Here is a 21,778-nt window from a genome sequence, read left to right as displayed (position 1 = left end):
ATGGAGAAATCTAATCGGTATGTTATACCTGAGAGAAGAGTGAGGAGTTATCCAAGGGTTGTAAAAGGAAAACCTCAAAAATACCCAAGAAAAAGCCAGTCAATCTCTTAACTGACTGGCATTACTCTATCTTAAGAGGGCTTTTTCATTTCAGAACTTAGAAGTGGTATTTCAAGCCTAACTGAATCAGGTAATCGCTTGATTTAGATGCATTACCTGTCAACTCGCCAAACCAGTTCCATTTACTGCCACTGGTATAGTTCAAACCGACACCATACAAGAGGTAATCCTTGTCAAAGGGCGGAGCCTGATAACCATACTGGATTGTATTATCTACATTGGACGAGATTGTGACCATGCCATTATCACGATCAAAGGCATCGGCATACTCACCATAACCAGTCAGGTAAAGATTCTGGTTTAGCTCATAGTCAAAACGCACACTCACATGCGCTTTAGTTTCAGCCACATCTACATCACTTACAGTCAGACCAATAACAGTATCTTCTTTGACCGCATCCAGTTTTGCAGCGTTATAGCTTAAAGCCATGTATGGTGAAACAGTCAGACGGTCAGCGAAGAAGTCATAACCCAGTTCAGCATAAGCACCGTATTTAAACAGATCAGCTTTATTGGATTCTTTCACCGAATCAAGCCCATCAGTCACAGTACGGTTAAACTCAACATCACCGAAACCAAGCTGCACATTACCTGAAACATATACACCCTTGTCAGATTGCCATTTTGCATAAGCGCCCAGACCAGTTACATCAGTTTCAGTTGAAGCATCAGCCAAAATGTTGGTGACGGATCTTGAATTGGGATCCCCGCATTGGTCAGGTCTTCAGCCGTGATCGTACCATTCTGATAATCCTGAATGTATTTAAATATCTTTTGGACAGAATGTTGCAGATATGCATTCTTTTGAACATCAAGATCAGCAATCTCGATCCTTACCTGTTTAGTAGGCGCAGCGTTATCCACAACATTAAATTTAGCTTTGTCATAGGTATAAGCAAGCGTAGTCGGTGTAGTACCGCCATTAGTCGGGGGTGTATTCACTGTTGTAGAGGATTTTGCACCACCACATGCAGTCACCATTATAACAACTACCGCCAAAGAAAGAGCTGTTGTAATTGTCTTCATCTTAGTTTTCATACCCCTTATCATCTTTAGTTATCAAGCTATTTTTAATTTAAATTAAGGTCTTATGAGTGATAAAAACACTCATGAATTACCATAGAGGAATTAATTAAGTATTTGTAAAATAATGATAAATTATTATCAGGTAAAAGAATTATTATTTTCAATGAATTTTATAGATATTTTATAGCAGGTATTTAATTGAAATACCTACTATTTTCTAAAATTAATCAATTGAGAAATGTATTATCCCAATTCATTTCTAATATTATTCACCATATGTAATAAGCGTGGTGCAATATCATTTTTGATTTTCTCTTCATTGAGCAGAAAACTTGGACCGCCGCAGTTAAACACCAGTAGACCATGCTGTTCATGGACAAAAGGAACTGCAACCGAATTCACATCCTTATGCCATTCACCGATTGAAAAGCAGAAACCATATTCCTGATAGTCTTTAAATGACTTCTCCAGATTTTTTTGGATCTGTGGCCATTCTTCAACATGTTTACGGCGAATCGCATCAAGCAGAAAATCACGCTCATCTTCTGGCATTGCAGCCAGACAGGCACGCCCCATTGAACTTAAATGAATCGGCAAATGGGTTCCTACCTGACGACGCATGGTGACATTGCCTTTGCCCTGCACCACATCCAGATAAATCATATTCAGACGGTCACGGGTTGCCATCGCAACAGCTGCCTCAGCATAGTCTGCCAGATTTTTCATTAATGGATGAGCAACCGATCGCAAGGATAAATTCGACAGCATCGAATAACCAAAAGACAGTACGCCGACTGAGAGCTGAAACTTGCTCGAATTAGGAACCTGCTTCAAATATCCTAAACGGGACAAGGTATGGGTTAAACGAGTAATCGTCGGTTTAGGTAAACCTGTCATTTGCGACAGTTCCTGATTTCCCAGATGCTGATGTTTTGGACTGAAGCAACGCAGTAACTCCAGACCACGTGCTAAAGCTGTAATAAATTGACGGTCATTTTCATCCTGCATATCTTCGATCGGATGCAATAACTCATGGCGCAAAGGCGCAATTAATTTTTCTTCCGACTGATCGGTTTCAGGTACATCATCAGACATGTCTTCACCGTCCTTCAAATTCATAATAAGTGTTTCGCATTGCGAAATTATAAATAATTATCTTGTATATAGCAAAGAAGCAACTTTGATTAAGTTGCTTCTTTATTGGACTTATGGGTTTTCTTTTTGATTAACCAACAATACCTTGAGCTTTTAGGGCCTCCAGTTTTTCCTCATCCACGACACGTGAAAGAATTTCATTCGTATGTTCACCTAACATTGGTGGTGCTTTACGATATTCCACTGGTGTACGCGATAATTTAATTGGTGAGCCAATCACCGTTAATTTTTCTTTTAACGGATGGGGGATCTCAACCAGCATATTACGCGCTTGCACTTGTGGTTCCTGGAAAGCTTGTTCAAGGTTATTAATCAGGCCTACCGGAACTTTCACTGCATGAATTGCTTCTACCCAATGCTTCGCAGTATTGCTTAAGAAATGTTTGGCTAGCAGCTCTGTGATTTCTGCACGATGCTGAATACGCAGTGCATTGGTCACAAAACGTGGATCTTGCGGTAAATCAGGCAAACCAATTGCAGCGCTCAAGGCAACAAATTGCTTGTCATTACCACAGGCAATAATGAAGTCTTGGTCGGCAGCGCGGAATACCTGATAAGGCACAATATTGGCATGTGCATTACCATAGCGACCCGGGATTTTGCCTGAAGCCAGGTAGTTCATCCCTTGGTTTGCCAGCAAAGCAACCTGAACATCTAGCAATGCCATATCAATATGCTGACCGAGACCAGTCACATGACGGTTTAACAAAGCTGCCTGAATGGCAATGGTCGAGTACAAACCCGTGGTCAAATCCGCAAAAGCCACGCCAACTTTTTGTGGTCCACCACCCGGTAGGTCATCTTTCTCACCAGTGACAGACATTAAACCGCCCATCCCCTGGATGATAAAGTCATAACCTGGTTCAGGTGCACGAGGGCCAGTTTGACCAAAGCCAGTAATTGAGCAATACACCAGTTTCGGATTAATCGCGCTGAGGCTTTCATAATCCAGACCGTATTTTTTCAATGAACCCGCTTTGTAATTTTCAATCACCACATCTGAATCAGCAGCCAGTGCTTTGACCAGTTCCTGACCTTCAGGCGTTGAAATATCAATCGCAACTGACATTTTATTACGGTTGGCTGACTGGTAGTACGCCGCTTCACGTGTATTTTCACCATGGTCATTTTTCATCCAAGGTGGTCCCCACATACGGGTATCATCACCCGTTTTAGGACGTTCAACTTTAATCACTTCAGCGCCTAAATCCGCGAGGATTTGACCACACCAAGGACCTGCAAGTACGCGACTTAAATCCAGTACGCGAATACCCTCTAATGCACCCATGTGTTTTTCCTTTGTTTATACGCGTTCGATGACCAGTGCCAGACCTTGGCCCACACCGATACACAGACTAATCACAGCATATTTTTTGCCGCTGCGCTGCAATTCACGAGCGGTGCTGAGCACTAAACGAGCACCTGAAGCACCGAGTGGATGCCCAACTGCAATCGCACCACCATTCGGGTTCACACGAGCATCATCAAATGCCACACCCAGACCTTTTAAGCATGCTAAAACTTGTGATGCGAATGCTTCATTGATTTCAATGATATCCATGTCATCCAACGTCAAGTTGGCACGTTTTAATGCTAGTTTGATCGCATCAACCGGACCGGCGCCCATAATACGTGGTTCAATACCCGCAGCCGCTGAAGCGATGATTTTCGCCATTGGCTGGATGCCCAGTTTTTCCTGAGCGGCTTCAGAACCAATGATTAGCGCTGCTGCACCATCATTGACACCAGAAGCATTACCCGCAGTCACTACACCGCCTTCAAACAGTGGGCGTAGTTTCTCTAAAGCTTCTAGATTAGAAGATGGGCGTGGATGTTCGTCTTGATCGACCAGTTTTGGAGGCAATTTACGGCCTTGAGGCACTTCAACACCCACGATCTCACCAGCAAAGAAACCTGTCTGTTTAGCAGCTTCATATTTGGCTTGTGATGCTGCAGCAAACTGGTCTGCATCTTCACGGGTTACACCGTATTCTACTGCTACATTATCGCCAGTTTGCGGCATGGTGTCATTGCCGAACTGTTTTTCAATGGCAGGGTTCGGAAAACGTGCGCCGATGGTTGAATCGAATACTTTAAAATCACGGCTAAATGGTGTTTCAGATTTGGCAAAGACAAACGGTGCACGAGACATCGACTCGACACCACCTGCAAGGAAGATATCCCCTTCATTACAAGTAATTGCACGAGCAGCATCAATCACCGCAGCCAAGCCAGAAGCACATAGACGGTTCACAGTTTGTGCTGGCGTTTTCACATCCAGACCCGCTAATAACGTTGCATGACGTGCAATGTTACGACTGTCTTCACCCGCCTGATTGGTATTACCCAGAATTACATCATCAAAAATATCAGCAGGTAGATTATGTTTTGCAACCAATGCCTTAATCACATGTGCAGCTAAATCATCTGGACGAACCTTTGCCAGGCTTCCTGCATGACGGCCAAATGGCGTACGTAATCCATCATAAATATATGCATTTAACATGAGTTTGATTCCTTAAACTGCTGCAGTGTGAAGAAGAGAAAGTTTTAAACGGGCACGGCGTTGTAACCATGGACTTGGACGGTAACGCTGGTCGCCGGTATTCGCCAGGATACGTTCCAGGATCAACAGGATACGTTCTGCGCCCAAAACATCACCCCATGAAATTGGTCCATGTGGGTAGCCCAGACCAAGTTTTACTGCTTTATCGATATCGGCTGCAGTTGCGATTTGTTGTTGGGCAATATCACAAGCCAGATTCACGACCATTGCCAATACGCGCTGTGCGACAAAGCCAATACTTTCAGCAATTACCGATACGCCATGACCATTTTTAGCAAACAATGCATGTGCCTGGTCGATATAGGCTTTTTGAGTTGCAATCGAAGGCATGATGGTACGGTGCTTGGCAAAATCAGTCAGCATATCGATGCTGATTGCACGAGTCGCATCGACATCAAAACGAAGCGCTGCAGTCGTGGTGTCTTCACCATAAGTGGCCAATAGAATCAGACTGTCAGCTGCCGGAGTTTCTGCACTGTCGATAACCAGACCTTGCTCACGGATATAGTCACGCAAGATACTGGCATCCTGCTCAAGATCTGCTTTGATCCAGACCGGGCTGAATTCAGTTACTTCAGGCGCAATCTGAGCCGGAGCTTCATTAGTCTTTTGACCATCCTGATACTTATAGAAACCTTCACCGACTTTACGACCGACTTTTTTACCAGCCAGCATTTGACGGGTTAAAGCGCTTGGACGGTAACGGTCTTCCTGATAATACTGGTTGAAAATCGATTCCATTACCGGATGAGAAACATCCAGTGCAGTCAAGTCAAATAATTCCAGTGGTCCCATACGGAAACCGGCACCTTCACGCAGAATACGGTCGATTTCAGAAACAGAAGCTACACCTTCACCCAGGATTTTTAGTGCTTCAGTACCATAAGCACGACCCGCGTGATTGACAATGAATCCTGGCGTGTCTTTGGTACGCACACCAAAGTGACCCATATGTTGTGCCAGTTCGAGTAGATCTGCAACGACCTGTTCATCTGTTGCTAGGCCAGCAATCACTTCGACAATTTTCATCAAGGGCACTGGATTAAAGAAGTGGAATCCCGCCATACGACCTTGATGCTCAAGATTGGAAGCAATCGCAGTCACTGAAAGCGATGAGGTATTGGTGGCCAGAATGGTCTCTGGTGAAACAATGGATTCCAGCTGTTTAAATAAACCTTGCTTGATGTCCAGATTTTCAATGATGGCTTCAACCACCAGATCAACACCAACCACTTCTTCAATGCTGTTTAGAATTTTAAAGCGTGCCAAAGTTTCATTCAGGACTTCTTCAGTGAATTTCCCTTTAGCTTGCAGCTTTTCTAAAGTAGTTTTTAGTTTAGCTAGACCTGCTTCTGCAGCACCTGCTTTGGCATCGAATAAGCGCACTTCCAGACCTGCCTGGGCTGCGATTTGTGCGATGCCCATGCCCATTACACCAGTACCAATGAGCGCCATAGATTGAATGGTCATGTCTTATTCTCCAGTGTACTGAGCAGGACGTTTTTCAAAGAAGGCATTGACGCCTTCTTTCTGATCTTTAGTATCAAACAAAATCTGGAAAGCTTTACGTTCCAGTGCCAAAGCACCTTGTAAAGATTGATCTTGGCCAAGATTGGTCACTTCTTTAATTTGCTGAACCGCAATTGGAGAGAAAGATGCAATGGTTTGAGCAATTTCAATGGCATGGGTAATAGTGTTTTCATCTTCCACGACTTCAGAAACCAAGCCCATACGCTCAGCTTCAGCAGCTTTCACCAGTTTACCGGTGAGTACCCAAAGCATGGTTTGGTATTTACCAATCGCACGCAGTAAACGTTGTGTTCCACCTGCACCTGGCATCAAGCCCAGCTTCACTTCAGGCTGACCAAATTTGGCATTTTCACCGGCAATGATGATGTCGGCATGCATGGCCAGTTCACAGCCACCACCGAGTGCATAACCATTCACAGCCGCAATAATCGGTTTCGGACAGTCAGTAATACTTTGCCAGTACTGTTCAGTATGGCGTAAATACATTTGTGCTGTGGTTGCAGTAGTGAAATCTTTAATGTCTGCTCCCGCAGCAAAAACCTTTTCACCGCCGGTCAAAACAATGGCTTTTACAGCATCTAATTTTGAAAGGTATTGAAATGCTTCAGAGAGTTGCTGACGTAATTCCAGGTTCAAGGCATTACGTGCTTCCGGGCGATGGATTTGAACAATCGCGACGCCATCTTCCTGTACAGTCAATTTTAAAATTTCAGTGCTTTCCATAATCTTCTCATTTCGCACAGCGGTATTTAATTAACAATATACATAAATTTCGTTCAAAGTAAACTATTCAAATATGAACAAAAAATATTTTATAACGCCTTAAAAAATAGCATTAATCACATTAAATCAATTATTTAAATCTAATTTTAAAGCAAAACATATATATCGCACAGCGAAATATACTTTCGTATATATTGATCCTTGTTTTAATTTTAATTAGTATCCGCATAAATTTAGCTTAGTGATGAGTTTTTATTCACATTGGACAAGATGTGGACAGAACGAAATCCTAGATACGGAGTTAGGACATGATTCGTGATCAGGAAACCTTAGACCAGTTGGTAGATATGATTCGCCAATTTGTAGAAGGCGTATTAATCCCAAATGAAGAAATTGTTGCAGAAACGGATGAAATTCCTGCAGAAATCGTGCAACAAATGAAAGAGTTGGGCTTATTTGGTTTAACCATTCCTGAAGAATATGACGGTCTTGGCCTGACCATGGAAGAAGAAGTCTATATCGCTTTTGAACTGGGCCGCACTTCCCCTGCTTTCCGCTCATTGATTGGTACGAATAACGGTATCGGCGCATCTGGCCTGATCATCGACGGTACTGAAGAGCAAAAACAGCACTTCCTGCCAAAACTGGCTAGCGCTGAAATCATTGGCTCGTTCTGTTTGACTGAACCGGATTCAGGTTCTGATGCAGCATCTTTGAAAACCACTGCTGTGAAAGATGGCGATGAGTACATCCTGAATGGTACCAAGCGCTTTATTACCAATGCCCCACATGCGGGTGTGTTCACGGTAATGGCTCGTACCAACCCAGAATTGAAAGGCGCTGCTGCCATTTCAGCGTTCATCGTTGATAGCAAATTACCAGGTATTTCACTGGGTAAACGTGACAAGAAAATGGGCCAAAAAGGCGCACATACCTGTGACGTGATCTTTGAAAACTGCCGTATCCCTGCATCAGCTTTGATTGGCGGTGTGGAAGGCGTTGGCTTTAAAACTGCGATGAAGGTTCTGGATAAAGGCCGTATCCACATTGCCGCACTAAGCGTGGGTGCTGCAACCCGTATGCTGGAAGATTCATTGCAATATGCCGTTGAACGTAAGCAGTTCGGTCAGGCGATTGCCAACTTCCAGTTGATCCAAGGCATGCTGGCAGATTCTAAAGCTGAAATTTATGCAGCGAAATGTATGGTGCTTGATGCAGCGCGTCGTCGTGATGCCGGCCAGAACGTAAGTACTGAAGCATCTTGCGCAAAAATGTTTGCAACAGAAATGTGTGGCCGTGTCGCTGACCGTGGTGTGCAAATCCATGGTGGCGCGGGCTACATCAGTGAATATGCAATTGAGCGCTTCTACCGCGATGTGCGTTTATTCCGTCTTTATGAAGGAACCACGCAGATCCAGCAAGTCATTATTGCTCGCAATATGATTCGCGAGGCGACTCAGTAACAAGTTTGGCCTGATCAACTCTCCTTGCGATCAGGCCTTTTTTATAGGTAATGGATGATGGCTATAACGAATACAATTTCAAAAATTGGCCCAAATACCTGGAAAATCGCATTTATCTTTGCATTCCTCGCCCTGCTGGTCGACGGTGCGGATTTAATGCTGCTTTCCTACAGCTTAAACAGTATTAAAGCTGAATTTGGCCTAACCTCTGTGGAAGCTGGGATGCTCGGAAGCTTTACCCTTGCAGGTATGGCAGTTGGAGGTATATTCGGAGGGTGGGCTTGTGATAAATTCGGTCGTGTACGTACCGTCGTTGTCTCAATCCTTTTATTTTCGGCATTGACTTGTGGTCTTGGTTTTACCCAAAGCTTTGCTCAATTTGGTGCATTACGTTTCTTCGCTTCTCTTGGCTTGGGTTCTTTGTATATTGCATCGAATACTTTAATGGCTGAGTACGTACCTACTAAATATCGTACTACCGTTTTAGGTACATTACAGGCTGGCTGGACAGTTGGCTATATCGTTGCGACCTTGCTTGCGGGCTGGTTAATTCCAGATCACGGCTGGCGCATGCTGTTCTATGTGGCTGCAATTCCAATCGTAATGGCGATCCTGATGCACATCATGGTTCCAGAACCAGCTGCATGGCAAGAAAACCGCTTCAAAAAAGTTGAAGTGACTGACAAACCTGCTGAGTCGACCTGGAAGCTGATTTTCCAGGATAAGAAAAACCGCAACATGTTTATCTTATGGGCTTTAACTGCTGGTTTCCTTCAGTTTGGTTACTATGGCGTTAATAACTGGATGCCGACATACCTGGAAAGTGAACTGGGTATGAAGTTCAAGGAAATGACTGCCTACATGGTCGGTACTTATACCGCGATGATTCTAGGTAAAATCCTTGCAGGCTTAATGGCAGATAAATTCGGACGTCGTTTTACTTATGCCTTCGGTGCAATTGGTACAGCGATCTTCCTGCCATTGATCGTATTCTATAATTCACCAGACAACATTCTATACTTATTGGTGATCTTCGGTTTCCTATACGGTATTCCATATGGTGTGAATGCAACATATATGACTGAAAGCTTCCCAACCAATGTACGTGGTACAGCAATTGGTGGTGCATATAACGTCGGTCGTTTAGGTGCGGCAATTGCCCCAGCTACGATTGGTTATCTGGCAACAGGCGGTTCGATCGGTCTTGGCTTCTTAGTAATGGGTGCTGCATACTTTATCTGTGGTCTGCTTCCTGCCCTGTTCATCAAAGAAAAACTCTACGATCCTCAAAAATCTTAATCCGTTTTAGAAAAAGCCTCCTAGGAGGCTTTTTTCATAATCAATTCCCAACTTTCTATTTAAAAACTTTTTCACTGTGGTAAAATACCGCTAAGCGAAACAGGATTTCTTATTATGGAAGATATTTCTAGAGAATCGATGGAGTTTGACGTTGTGATCGTAGGTGCGGGTCCTGCCGGCCTGTCTGCTGCAATCAAGATCCGTCAACTTGCAATTGAAAACAATTTAAATGATCTGTCCGTTTGTGTCGTGGAAAAAGGCTCCGAAGTCGGTGCACATATTCTTTCAGGTGCTGTGCTTGAACCACGTGCCATGAACGAACTGTTCCCGAACTGGAAAGAAGAAGGTGCGCCTTTAAATGTGCCAGTGACAGAAGATAAAACTTTATTCCTTCTTTCAGATGAAAAATCACAAGAAGCCCCGCACTGGATGGTGCCGAAAACCATGCACAATGATGGCAACTATGTCATCTCTCTGGGCAACGTGGTGCGCTGGTTAGGCCAGAAAGCCGAAGAACTGGAAGTATCGATCTTCCCGGGCTTTGCTGCTTCAGAAATTCTGTATCATGAAGATGGTACGGTGAAAGGTATCCAGACTGGTGACATGGGTATTGGTAAAGATGGCGAACCGACGCATAACTTTGCGCCGGGTTATGAGCTGCATGCCAAATACACCATCTTTGCTGAAGGCTGCCGCGGTCATTTAGGTAAACGCCTGATCCAAAAATTCAATCTGGATAAAGATGCTGATCCACAACACTACGGGATCGGCATTAAAGAGCTGTGGGAAATCGATCCTGCCAAGCATAAACCAGGTCTGGTAATGCACGGTGCCGGCTGGCCTTTATCTGAAACCGGTTCTTCAGGCGGCTGGTGGTTATACCATGCTGAAAACAACCAGGTGACTCTGGGCATGATCGTGGATCTGTCTTATGAAAATCCGCACATGTATCCATTCATGGAAATGCAGCGCTGGAAAACCCATCCACTGATCAAACAGTATCTGGAAGGCGGTAAACGTATTTCTTATGGTGCGCGTGCCGTAACCAAAGGTGGTTTTAACTCCCTGCCGAAATTTACCTTCCCGGGTGGCTCACTTATTGGTGATGATGCCGGCTTCCTGAACTTTGCCAAGATCAAAGGCTCACACACTGCCATGAAATCCGGCATGTTGTGTGGTGAAGCGGTATTTGAAGCGATTGCTGCCGGTGTAGAAAAAGGCGGTGATCTGGCGATTGCCCGTGTGACTGAAGGCGAAGACTTCTTTGTTAAAGAACTGACTACTTATACAGACAAGTTCAACAACAGCTGGTTGAAAGAAGAGCTGTACAGCGCGCGTAACTTTGGCCCAGCAATGCACAAGTTCGGTCAATGGATGGGTGGTGCATTCAACTTCATCGACCAGAACGTGTTTAAAGTACCATTTACCCTGCATGACCTGATGCCAGACTTTAAAACTCTGAAAACAGTTGATGCAGTGAACTTCAAGCCGAACTATCCAAAACCGGATGGTAAGCTGACGTTTGACCGTCTGTCTTCAGTGTTTGTATCGAACACGGTGCATGAAGAAAACCAGCCGGCACATTTAAAACTGACCGATGCTTCGATTCCAGTAGATGTCAACTTACCGAAATGGGATGAGCCTGCACAGCGCTACTGCCCGGCAGGTGTGTATGAAATCATGGAAAATGATGACGGTTCGAAACGCTTCCAGATCAATGCAGCGAACTGTGTACACTGCAAGACCTGTGACATCAAAGATCCATCTCAGAATATCACCTGGGTAACACCGGAAGGTGGCGGTGGTCCGAATTACCCGAATATGTAGGGTAATTTGTGTGAGTAAGAAATCTTTTTCTTGTTCATATACCCAATTTTGAAGCAGTTATAACTAACACTTCACTTTAATTTTTTAGGTAATCCCAGTTCCCTAGGGAGCTGGGATTAAAAATAATCAAGAATAAAAAAATAAAAACAGATTCAGGTCTTTTTCGCTGACTTGCTGCTTAGACCAGCTTATTGATTGTGAAATATTGTGTCCCAGTAAAAAACCAAGACCTTATCTAGTCATTTTTATTTATAAACATTACCTTTAATTAAAATTAATTGCCTGAATATACAAACTCTTTAGTCGTATTCCTCTTTGGTTACCCCTATTCAAAATGCTATTGTACAAAAAGTTTCCAATTTCCCATTTTCTAATCACGATCTAGTTTCATGACTTATAAATTGAATGCCCGACATCTGGTGCTAGACCTGCTCTATGCCTCACATAATTCTACTGTTAGCATCAAACAGATGTTGTGTGCAGCAGATTTATTAGGAATCTCTGATAACAGCTTGCGGGTTGCGGTCGCACGCCTCAATCAGGATCAGATCATTCAGTCAGTAGAACGCGGCATTTATCAGTTAATTGAAAAAAAATTTGATACTTCTTTTATCAGCCTGAACAAACATCCTAATATGCAGACTGCTACGGCTTGGGATGGCAAATACATTCTGGTTTATACCGGTGCGTTGGGACGAGTAGATCGTACGGCCTTATCTAAACGGGAAAAAGCCCTGCGTTATTATGGATTTCAGGAACTGGAACAGAATGTGTTTATCCGCCCGGATAATTTACAACTCAGTTTGAACGAGCTTAAATCAGCAGCCGTCAAGTTTGGTCTGGATCAAGGCGCACGATTTTTTCAGGTCAGCGAGATCGATCAGCACACTCATGTATCTGCACTTTGGGATATTCATGGCCTGCATCAAACTTATTTGAATATCAGTCAGGAAATTGAACAATGGTTTGAAAACCATCAACAGTTATCCTTGGCTGAATCAGCTAAAACTGCCTTTTATCTGGCAAAATCTGCTGTATTTAGTCTGCGTGCAGATCCGTTATTGCCTGAAGAATGGCTAGACGCTCCAGCCCGACAAAAATTTGAACTGGCTGTACGGCGTATGGAAGAACAAGGCCAGCAGTTATGGCAGCAATATTTTCAGCAGCAAGGCGTATAATTTATTTCCTATACACTCACAAAAATAAATTGACTGTAATATTTTAATTCAAATATAGTGACAAGAAATACAAGAACTAGATCAAGGCAGAATAATGAACAGTAAAGTGAGTGTCACAGAGCTATTTAGCCGTGAAGAAATCAAAGAGCTGACCACCCCATCCGACTTACAGGGGGCTCTGGCAGTGGGCTCAACTTGGGCTGTGATTGTTTTGACCTTTGGCACAGTCGCTTATAGCTGGGAATATTTACCAGTCTGGGGAAAAATATTGATGTGTGCCTTGGCATTAGCCATTCTGGCGGGTCGCCAACTCGCTATGGCCATTTTGATGCACGACGCCTCACACCATAGTTTGTTTAAAACCAAGTGGCTAAACACACACTTCACTGACTGGCTATGCGCCCGTCCGATCTGGAATGAGGTCGGCAAATATCGACCATATCATTTGAAACATCATGCCCGCACCTCTCAACCTGATGATCCAGATTTAGGTCTGGTCAAAAACTTTCCAATTACTAAACAATCATTATTCAGAAAATTCTTTAGAGATCTAAATGGTCAATCTGGCCTGAAATTTCTGGCTGGCCGAGTCTTGATGGATTTAGAACTTCTGGAATGGAGTGTTTCCAATGATCCGAAACCAATTCCTCGTGGTAATCGCAGTAACTTGGAACTGGCAAAGAATCTGTTAAAAAATAGCTCGGGCATGCTGATTTCTAATGCTGCCCTATTTTCTGCACTTTGGGCCAGCGGTCATCCGAAACTTTATTTATTGTGGCCGTTAGCTTATATCACTCCTTTCCCACTCTTTATTCGTATCCGGGCAATGGCTGAGCATGCTGGTCTGGAAACTAGCCATTCTGCTTTAACTAATACCCGTACCACCCGTGCAGGATGGCTAGCGCGTGCTTTCGTTGCACCGATTCATGTAAATTATCATATTGAACATCATTTAATGGCCTCTGTTCCACATCAAAATCTGCCCAAAATGCATCAGATGTTGCGAGAGCGCGATTACGTGAAAGCACCACCGAGTTATAAAGATGTAATTGTGTCACTATTGAAAGACTAAAATTAAAAGATCAAAGTTTAAAAATACATTAAGTGTGATAGCAAAATTCCTCAAACTTAATGTTGATGGCTTTCTTTATGGTCATGATGCTCATGCGAATGGGCTGATTGCCGATGCTGTTCTGGGGGACAATCTTCTGCTTCAATTTGCAATGTCATCTCAGTAATGTGATGTTCATGGTGCAACATCTCGAATGCCTCCTGATGCAACTTTTTATAGTCAACGTCTGGCGCAACCAGATGAACGGTCAGTATGACTTTCTTGGAAGTAATCGCCCAGACTTTTAGCTGATGAATATCTTCAACACCGTCTAGCGCCAGTAGGTCATGGCGCAGTTTTTCAATATCGATTTCATCGGGAACTCCTTCCAGCAGAATATTGATGCTCTGTTTCAATAAAATCCATGTCCGTGGAATGACCCAGAATCCGATCATGACCGCAATCACGGTATCGATCCACATCCAGCCGCTGAAATAGATGATGATTGCGCCAATAATGACACCCACCGAACCCAGTGCATCACTCAGTACTTCCAGATAAGCCCCTTTAATATTCAAGCTTTCCTGACTGCTAGAAACCAGAATTTTCATGGAGATCAGGTTAATGACCAGTCCAAGTATGGCGACAATCAACATGCCCAGACTTTCAATTTCAGGGGGATGGCTCAGGCGCTGGTAAGCTTCGAACAAGATATACATCGCCACCAGAAATAGCATAATCGCATTAAACAAAGCTGCCAGAATTTCAAATCGCTGGTAGCCAAAGGTACGTTTATCATCTGCGGGTTTTTGCCCGATCTTAATCGCAGCCAGTGCAATCGCCAATGCAGCGGCATCGGTAAACATATGTGCTGCATCAGAAAGCAAGGCCAGACTCTGAGTCATAAAACCGGCAATAACTTCTACAATTAAAAAGGCTGTCGTTAGGGCTAAGGCGATGGACAGTTTTTTGGCATTCTTGGCACTAACTTCTACATGACTATGATCATGATGATGTGATCCACCCACCTTATACTCCTTTTCATTTGAATCTGATTCTAAGTTTTAGCTACTTCTTATTACCTATACTTTCTATACTACGCTTGCTCTGCTGATATTTAAGCAATTTTTTGTATAACTTGGCTCTCTTTTAAAATATCCATGTCTATTCATTAAGCAAACTTAGTACTTAAATTATTAAATTAACCTCTCTACCGGACATAGAATCAAAACTCAGCATGAGTCCTCAATTTTTCATTTTCCAAAATCCAGGACTGCACTGAAGATCGCTGAAAATTACGCTGGATATAGGCCTGAATCTTTTCGGGAAGCTCAACATCATGACTAAGCAGACGATGCAGCATAAAGGCTAGATCAAAGTCTGCAATTGACCATTGTTCGGTGAGCCAAAGCTCTTCAACTAAAGTTTCTGTGATTGCCAGTAAGCGCTGAATATCCTGCATGGTTTCAGCCGATGCGATTAAAGGCCTTTTAGGTGGAACAAAGATCGAAGTTGAAAGCATATCCTGCCGGATAGAGGAAAAATCAGTTTTAATCAAAGCCTGAACGGCGCGACATTTTGCTCTGGCTTTCATCTCTGCAGGATATAAAGCACGATAATCCGGTGCCGGAAAAGCATCTTCCAGGTATTCAGTAATCGCCCACGATTCAAATAAATGAAAATCATCAATGATCAGACAAGGAACTTTGCCACTCGGACAAATTTTACGATAAGCCAAAGATTGCTGTTCCAACAGATCCAGATCGATCATTTTTTCCTGAAAGTTGAGTCCTTTCTCTTTTAGAGCCACATAAACCGACATGGCATAAGGACTGATACGTTTTTTATCGACATATAAGCAGATATTGTGCATTTTTTATCCTGCCTCTTATGATTATCCACTGCTTTCTACTCTAACGCCTTTTTTATAGAAAAGGAAAATATCGCTGCATATTGATACAAAGCGGAGTTATAGTCTTACATAGGATTGCCGATTCGGATGAATCACCTACCTAAGGCTAAATCACCGGATTAAAAAGACTTCTAATTTTTTGCAGAATAACGTTAAATAAATATTTTCCATTTAGACCTGACTGCTATGCTGAACCTTGATCACTTCCCCGATACCGTATATGCCATTCAACATCTGGCTTTTGAAGACTTAGGTGCCTGGGAAGATGTGTTTTATCAGCTGGGATTACGTGTTCGCTATTTTGAAGCCGGTATTGATGACCTGCGTAAAGCTTATGAATATACAGGTCTGACAATTATTTTAGGGGGTCCAATTGGTGTTTATGAAACGGAGGACTACCCTTTCTTACAACAAGAAATAGACTTACTTAAAGTGCGTTTAGAAAAGAATTTACCCACTTTAGGTATTTGTCTGGGTGCTCAACTCATGGCTCATGCACTCGGTGCTAAAGTCTATGCAGGACATAGCAAAGAAATTGGCTGGTCTAAACTTAGTCTTCTAGCCGCTGAGAATAACCCGCTGCAACATCTGAAAAATATTGAAGTGCTACATTGGCATGGCGATACTTTTGATCTGCCTGAACAGGCTGAATTATTAGCCAGTTCCAATCTCTACCCAAATCAGGCTTTTCGCTTAGGATCAAATATTCTGGCTCTGCAATTTCATCCTGAAGTCGCTGGCGATAGCTTGGAAAAGTGGCTAGTTGGTCATACCTCTGAATTACGCCAAACCAAAATTAATATCCCCGCTCTTCGGGCAGCCAATCTTCAATTTGCGCCTGCACTGGAAAGCACTTCTAAATCTGTCCTAGAGCAATATCTGACTCAGTTAAAACTAGTATCTTGATCAAAGGTACTGGATAAATATTTATGATTGAAAGTTTGTCAAAATAGATTAATGGAATCATAGCTAAGATTTTTTAGTTTCAGATAAATGCCAATTCTGATTCATAACTCATCTATTGGCCCAAGAAAAAAGCACCTTTATAAAGGTGCTTTTTTCTTTTTATGCAGAATGGAAATAAATCTTATTTCTTTGCAGGTTCTGCCGGAATGGTCGCTTCAGTGGTGATCTGAACAGTAATCTTGTCACTCACATGCGGAACATTCGCGCCTAAGCCGAATGCAGAACGGTCAAATGATGTTGTGGCATTAAAACCAATTGCCGGAACTTTTGCCATCGGATGTTCACCCTGTTTATTTAACACCGCATCCAATACCACTGGCTTGGTCACGCCTTTAACGGTTAAATTACCTGTAATCTTGAAGTTCTTTTTGTCCTTGGTTTCTACCTTAGTACTTTTGAAGGTAATATTTGGATATTTGGCCGCATCAAAGAAATCTTCTTTCTTTAAATGGTCATCCAGTGCAGTTACGTTGGTATTAATACTAGAAACTGGAATGGTCACATCTACAGAAGATTTTGCTGGCTGTTCATTGTCGACCACAATTTTACCCTGAATATCAGAGAAATTGCCTGATGGCGTAGAAAACCCAAAATGGTTCCAGCTAAATACCGTCGCAGTATGACTCGGATCAATTGTATAAGTCACTGGTTTTGCAAAGCTAAAAGTTGCAATAGATGCGGCTACCAAGCCTAAAGTTAATGTTTTCAAATTCATGTTGTTATCTCTCGTCTGAATTAACTTCAGTTTATAGAATCTTGAACCGTTTACATCCCTAAAGATAAAACGTTTTGTTGCAACTATGAAACGATAAAATTGTAAATTCTCGTGTAAATCTAAGCATTTAAGACATACGATACTGGATAAATCCGGTTTTTTTGGCCACTTTATCATAGAGCAATCTGGCCTTATGGTTCGATTCATGGGTCAGCCAGTACACCCGATCACAATTACGCTGCTTTGCTACATCATAGACATGCTGAATCAGTACACGTGCTACGCCCTGCCCGCGATAATCCGGATGAACAAATAAATCCTGCAAATAGGCATAAGGACGCATGGTCCAGCTACTGTCATGCTCAACCACATGAACTAGCCCGACTACTTTTCCATCAATCAGTGCAGCAAAACCGTACATATTGTCCTGTCCAGGGCTAGTGAGCTTGGCCCAGGTATTTTCACTAATTTTTTCTGAAATTTGCGCCTCATAAAAGGTTTGATAGCCTTTCCATAAAAACAGCCATTCGGGCTGTGATATTTGCTCTAGAGATTTGATCTGGATCTGGGATGATATTTCCATATTGAGTAACTTCTTTGGTTTATGTCTTTAATTATCTTTAAGTCAATTATTTACGATATGAGTCATTAGGTTTTTATGATGGCACGAACTTAGATTTATCTCATCTAATGTTCATAAGCAACTGTCAGAGGAAATCATCCGACATAAAAAAAGCCCCATTCAGGGACTTTTAGTATTTTCTGTTAAAGTTTTTCAACCAGAATACGATCCACCTGTTTCAAACCAGAATGCTTTTCATGGTTCTTACGACGTACTTTAATGATTTTTTCTTCAGCCATTTCCTGAAGTAATAGCTCAACCGCAACCATTGCTTCAAGGGGTAGATCCTGCCCGATCCATTTCTGCTCGCCTGCATCCATTAAAGTAATTTCATCACTAATTTGTTCATACAAGCTCATGTTTATCTCACTCTTTCATTTCAATTATGGGAGAACACTTTTTAGCGGTTGCCACATGAAAACAAGGCTAGAAAGCGGAAAAACAAAAGACGCCCCAAAACTGGGGCGCCCTTAAAAAACGACTTAATCAGTTGATTAAGCAGTAATCTCTTTTACAGCTGCTACAACAGCTTCAGTTGTAATACCGAAGTGTTTAAATAGGTCTTTAGCAGGTGCAGATTCGCCATAAGTGGTCATGCCGATCACACGACCATCCAGACCTACAAATTTCCACCAGTAGTCCACATGTGCAGCTTCAACCGCTACACGTGCACGAATATTTGAAGGAAGAACCGATTCACGATATGCAGCATCCTGTTTCACGAACTCTTCAGCACATGGCATAGATACCACACGTACACCTTGAAGCTGTGCATAAGCTTCCATTGCAAGAGAAACTTCAGAACCAGTCGCAATGATGATCGCTTTCAATTCGCCTTTTTCTTCAGCCAGAACATAACCACCTTTCGCTACATTCTCAATTTGTGCTTGAGTACGCGTTTGGAATGGCAGGTTTTGACGAGAGAAGATTAACGCTGTTGGGCCTTCTGAACGCATCAAAGCAGATTTCCAGGAAATCGCTGCTTCAACAGTGTCGCATGGACGCCATGTATTCAGGTTTGGTGTACCACGTAAAGATGCGATTTGTTCAATTGGCTGGTGTGTAGGACCATCTTCACCCAGACCGATTGAATCGTGAGTATATACATGGATCACACGTTGTTTCATCAGTGCAGACATACGTACTGCATTACGTGCATATTCCATAAACATCAGGAATGTTGCTACATAAGGAATGAAACCGCCATGCAGTGCAACACCGTTGGCAATCGCAGTCATACCAAATTCACGTACGCCGTAGTGAACATAGTTACCTGCTGGATTGTCCTGTACGCCTTGCGCGCCTTTCCAAAGTGTCAGGTTAGAACCTGCAAGGTCAGCAGAACCACCTAGTACTTCTGGTAGTGAAGGCACAAGAGCTTGTAACGTATTTTGGCTCGCTTTACGTGTAGCAATGGTTTCTTCTTTTGCATTTACTTCAGCGATATAAGCATCCGCTTTTGCAACAAAGTCAGCTGGAAGATCACCAGAAAGACGACGTTTTAATTCAGCTGCTTCAGTTGGATATTTTGCTGCATAAGCGGCAAAATTTTCATTCCATGCTGCTTCAGCTTGTGAACCTTTATCTTTGGCATCCCAAGCTGCGTATACATCTTCAGGAATGACAAACGCTTCATCTGACCAGCCCAAAGCTTCACGAGTCAATACGATTTCGTCATTACCTAAAGGAGCACCGTGACAGTCTTCTTTACCCTGTTTGTTTGGTGAACCTAAACCAATCACTGTTTTACACATGATGATGGTTGGTTTATTCACTTCAGCTTTTGCTTCAACAGTGGCTTGACGGATTGCATCAGCATCATGACCGTCAACTTTGATCACTTGCCAGCCATAAGACTTGAAGCGTTGTTCTGTATCGTCAGAGAACCAACCTTCAACTTCACCGTCAATCGAAATACCGTTGTCATCATAGTAAGCAATCAGCTTACCCAGACCTAAAGTACCTGCCAAAGAACATGCTTCGTGAGAAACACCTTCCATCAAGCAGCCATCGCCCAGGAAGCAGTAAGTGTAGTGATCTACAACTTTGATATCTTCCTTGTTGAATTGCGCTGCTAAAGTTTTTTCAGCCAGTGCAAAACCAACAGCATTTGCGATACCTTGGCCTAATGGGCCAGTGGTTGTTTCAATACCCGGTGCATAGCCCAATTCTGGGTGACCTGGAGTTTTAGAATGAAGTTGACGGAATGCTTTAAGATCTTCAATTGAAAGATCATAGCCCGTTAAATGAAGAAGTGCGTATTGAAGCATAGAGCCATGGCCATTCGACAATACGAAACGGTCACGGTTAGCCCAATTCGGATTTGTTGGGTTATGGTTTAAGAATTCGCGCCAAACCACATCAGCGATATCTGCCATCCCCATTGGAGCACCTGGATGTCCTGAGTTTGCTTTTTGCACAGCATCCATTGCCAATACACGAATTGCGTTTGCAATACGACGTTCATTAAGCGGGGTTGTCATAAATCAGCGTCCAAATAAATTCAGAAGAAATAGGAAATGATGAAAAGACTTTCAAAACTGTCGTCTATTGTCTTAAAAAAACAGCGAGGGGTAAAGACTAGCCTACAATATTTATCAATTTATTGATCTTGTATTTACCTATCGAATAAATATTCTGCACTTTTAAGGTGCATTGATTGACTAGAGTCTAAGTTAAATTCTAATAAGATGATAAATCTGGGATTATTCTTAACTATTTTTTATAAATTAAACTTTCACAATATGCTGAATTCCTTTTCAGGATACATGCATATAGGGATCAAAACAGAAGATCCAGATTTAACTAAATGATCTTTTCCAGGCTATAAAAATGCATATGTGAATATCTATTGTCTGCCCAAGATCATCAGACATGAAAAGATAAAGGTTGAAGTTCAATCAGGCTAATCGATATCCCGAAAATTATTGTCCTCGGCAATCTTTAGGTAAATAACGCTGACTGATATCGCTCGAAGAACAACTGCCGCTATAAACATCAAAGGCGATGGATTTCCCACGAATAGCCGTATCTACCTCATCCTGTCGGAACTTAAATTCAATTCGACAAGCTGCATTGATCACGACTTTTTCAATATATTGGGTTCCGCTGCCAATTTGACGGCCCGTATCACAATGTCCATCAGAGGCAATAAATTGAGTTCGATAGCTACCTGCCTGCTCAAAAACCTCCGCTAGTTGGCTTCGCACTACATAACTGTGATAACTCATGCCTGCTACTGTCGCCAGAATGGCAATAATCGTGAGTACAATCATGACTTCAATCAAGGTAAACGCCTTTTGATACATGCTTTTCCATCTCCGTACAGTCTTTTAAACAAGTCCATACCAAAAGATTTCGCCACTTCCTGACAGGCGGTTTCTGAAGACTTGAAGCTACTATGCAGAGTCGTACCATTTGCAGCAAGGCTATCTGTCGTGTGATCAATACACCCGCCTTAATTTATTAATAGAATGATCACTTTCCTTGATATTTTAGACACTCTAATTTTTATATTTTTCTTAGTATTTGGTTCTGCGAATTTATCTGGAAATATCACTGCTTAATAAGCGTCTCTTATCAATTCACAAACTATTTATTAAGTTTATTAAATGAATTTACCCTG

20 protein-coding genes are annotated in these 21,778 nt (G+C 42.6%); 6 read left to right on the top strand and 14 right to left on the bottom strand.

The genetic code is table 11. The annotated features are described in order from the left end of the window. Window positions 1-157: 157 nt before the first annotated feature. The 7 genes from FTU01_RS12990 to FTU01_RS12960 all read right to left on the bottom strand — a co-directional run bounded on the left by FTU01_RS12990 (window position 158) and on the right by FTU01_RS12960 (window position 7,120). On the bottom strand, window positions 158-796 hold the full coding sequence (locus FTU01_RS12990) for an autotransporter outer membrane beta-barrel domain-containing protein (RefSeq protein WP_180139425.1): 639 nt from the start codon (window positions 794-796) through the stop codon (window positions 158-160). Beyond that, window positions 766-1,146 (bottom strand): hypothetical protein, encoded by a 381-nt coding sequence (locus FTU01_RS12985; protein WP_180139422.1) that lies wholly within the window; start codon window positions 1,144-1,146, stop codon window positions 766-768. Before FTU01_RS12985 ends, FTU01_RS12990 begins: the two co-directional genes overlap by 31 nt. A 243-nt stretch (window positions 1,147-1,389) precedes the next feature. Continuing rightward, a complete protein-coding gene (locus tag FTU01_RS12980; protein WP_125279305.1) occupies window positions 1,390-2,241 on the bottom strand; it encodes an IclR family transcriptional regulator in 852 nt (283 codons plus the stop codon). A gap of 130 nt (window positions 2,242-2,371) precedes the next feature. Then, window positions 2,372-3,589, bottom strand: a complete 1,218-nt coding sequence (locus FTU01_RS12975; protein WP_180018191.1) for a CaiB/BaiF CoA-transferase family protein — start codon at window positions 3,587-3,589, stop codon at window positions 2,372-2,374. Window positions 3,590-3,604: 15 nt separating this feature from the next. Next, a complete protein-coding gene (locus tag FTU01_RS12970; protein ID WP_166135187.1) occupies window positions 3,605-4,807 on the bottom strand; it encodes a 3-oxoadipyl-CoA thiolase in 1,203 nt (400 codons plus the stop codon). A 12-nt stretch (window positions 4,808-4,819) separates the two neighbouring features. Further along, on the bottom strand, window positions 4,820-6,337 hold the full coding sequence (locus FTU01_RS12965) for a 3-hydroxyacyl-CoA dehydrogenase (protein WP_180139419.1): 1,518 nt from the start codon (window positions 6,335-6,337) through the stop codon (window positions 4,820-4,822). 3 nt (window positions 6,338-6,340) lie between these two features. Beyond that, window positions 6,341-7,120: an enoyl-CoA hydratase gene (locus tag FTU01_RS12960; protein ID WP_004786253.1), complete on the bottom strand. Its 780-nt coding sequence runs from the start codon at window positions 7,118-7,120 to the stop codon at window positions 6,341-6,343. 308 nt (window positions 7,121-7,428) lie between these two features. On the opposite strand from FTU01_RS12960, the gene FTU01_RS12955 reads away from it, so the two are divergent. From FTU01_RS12955 to FTU01_RS12935, 5 genes are all read left to right on the top strand, one after another. Next, window positions 7,429-8,583 (top strand): acyl-CoA dehydrogenase family protein, encoded by a 1,155-nt coding sequence (locus FTU01_RS12955; RefSeq protein ID WP_180139416.1) that lies wholly within the window; start codon window positions 7,429-7,431, stop codon window positions 8,581-8,583. Between the two features lie 57 nt (window positions 8,584-8,640). Further along, the gene (locus tag FTU01_RS12950) at window positions 8,641-9,882 is read left to right on the top strand and encodes an MFS transporter (RefSeq protein ID WP_004786258.1); all 1,242 of its coding nucleotides are present in this window, start codon (window positions 8,641-8,643) and stop codon (window positions 9,880-9,882) included. 114 nt (window positions 9,883-9,996) lie between these two features. Then, a complete protein-coding gene (locus FTU01_RS12945; RefSeq protein WP_180139413.1) occupies window positions 9,997-11,709 on the top strand; it encodes an electron transfer flavoprotein-ubiquinone oxidoreductase in 1,713 nt (570 codons plus the stop codon). A gap of 389 nt (window positions 11,710-12,098) precedes the next feature. After that, window positions 12,099-12,887 carry a PaaX family transcriptional regulator C-terminal domain-containing protein gene (locus tag FTU01_RS12940; RefSeq protein ID WP_125279313.1) on the top strand — a complete coding sequence of 263 codons (789 nt, stop codon included), beginning with the start codon at window positions 12,099-12,101 and terminating at the stop codon, window positions 12,885-12,887. Between the two features lie 94 nt (window positions 12,888-12,981). Then, window positions 12,982-13,959, top strand: a complete 978-nt coding sequence (locus FTU01_RS12935; RefSeq protein ID WP_180139410.1) for a fatty acid desaturase family protein — start codon at window positions 12,982-12,984, stop codon at window positions 13,957-13,959. Window positions 13,960-14,015: 56 nt separating this feature from the next. Here the strand turns inward: FTU01_RS12935 and FTU01_RS12930 are convergent, their stop codons facing one another. Together FTU01_RS12930 and yfcF are read right to left on the bottom strand one after the other, a co-directional pair. After that, a complete protein-coding gene (locus FTU01_RS12930) occupies window positions 14,016-14,966 on the bottom strand; it encodes a cation diffusion facilitator family transporter (protein WP_180139407.1) in 951 nt (316 codons plus the stop codon). Between the two features lie 197 nt (window positions 14,967-15,163). Next, window positions 15,164-15,811: a glutathione transferase gene (gene yfcF / locus FTU01_RS12925; protein WP_180139404.1), complete on the bottom strand. Its 648-nt coding sequence runs from the start codon at window positions 15,809-15,811 to the stop codon at window positions 15,164-15,166. Window positions 15,812-16,036: 225 nt separating this feature from the next. Between yfcF and FTU01_RS12920 the strand changes: the two genes are divergently transcribed. Beyond that, window positions 16,037-16,756, top strand: a complete 720-nt coding sequence (locus FTU01_RS12920; protein WP_180139401.1) for a glutamine amidotransferase — start codon at window positions 16,037-16,039, stop codon at window positions 16,754-16,756. A gap of 181 nt (window positions 16,757-16,937) precedes the next feature. On the opposite strand, the gene FTU01_RS12915 is transcribed toward FTU01_RS12920, so the two are convergent. From FTU01_RS12915 to FTU01_RS12895, 5 genes are all read right to left on the bottom strand, one after another. Further along, a complete protein-coding gene (locus tag FTU01_RS12915) occupies window positions 16,938-17,531 on the bottom strand; it encodes a YceI family protein (protein WP_159123750.1) in 594 nt (197 codons plus the stop codon). Between the two features lie 127 nt (window positions 17,532-17,658). Beyond that, on the bottom strand, window positions 17,659-18,114 hold the full coding sequence (locus tag FTU01_RS12910) for a GNAT family N-acetyltransferase (RefSeq protein ID WP_180139398.1): 456 nt from the start codon (window positions 18,112-18,114) through the stop codon (window positions 17,659-17,661). A 182-nt stretch (window positions 18,115-18,296) separates the two neighbouring features. Further along, complete coding sequence (locus FTU01_RS12905; protein ID WP_004786275.1) at window positions 18,297-18,512, bottom strand: hypothetical protein; 216 nt, start codon at window positions 18,510-18,512, stop codon at window positions 18,297-18,299. A gap of 135 nt (window positions 18,513-18,647) precedes the next feature. Continuing rightward, window positions 18,648-20,636, bottom strand: coding sequence for a transketolase (tkt, locus tag FTU01_RS12900; RefSeq protein WP_180139395.1), 1,989 nt, complete (start codon window positions 20,634-20,636; stop codon window positions 18,648-18,650). Window positions 20,637-21,077: 441 nt separating this feature from the next. Beyond that, window positions 21,078-21,461 (bottom strand): prepilin-type N-terminal cleavage/methylation domain-containing protein, encoded by a 384-nt coding sequence (locus FTU01_RS12895; RefSeq protein ID WP_180139393.1) that lies wholly within the window; start codon window positions 21,459-21,461, stop codon window positions 21,078-21,080. Window positions 21,462-21,778 lie beyond the last annotated feature (317 nt).

It is taken from the genome of Acinetobacter sp. YH12043 (assembly GCF_013419915.1).
GTDB lineage: Bacteria > Pseudomonadota > Gammaproteobacteria > Pseudomonadales > Moraxellaceae > Acinetobacter.
Note: the sequence above shows the minus strand (reverse complement) of the source record. Positions and strands in the feature narration are given on the sequence as shown.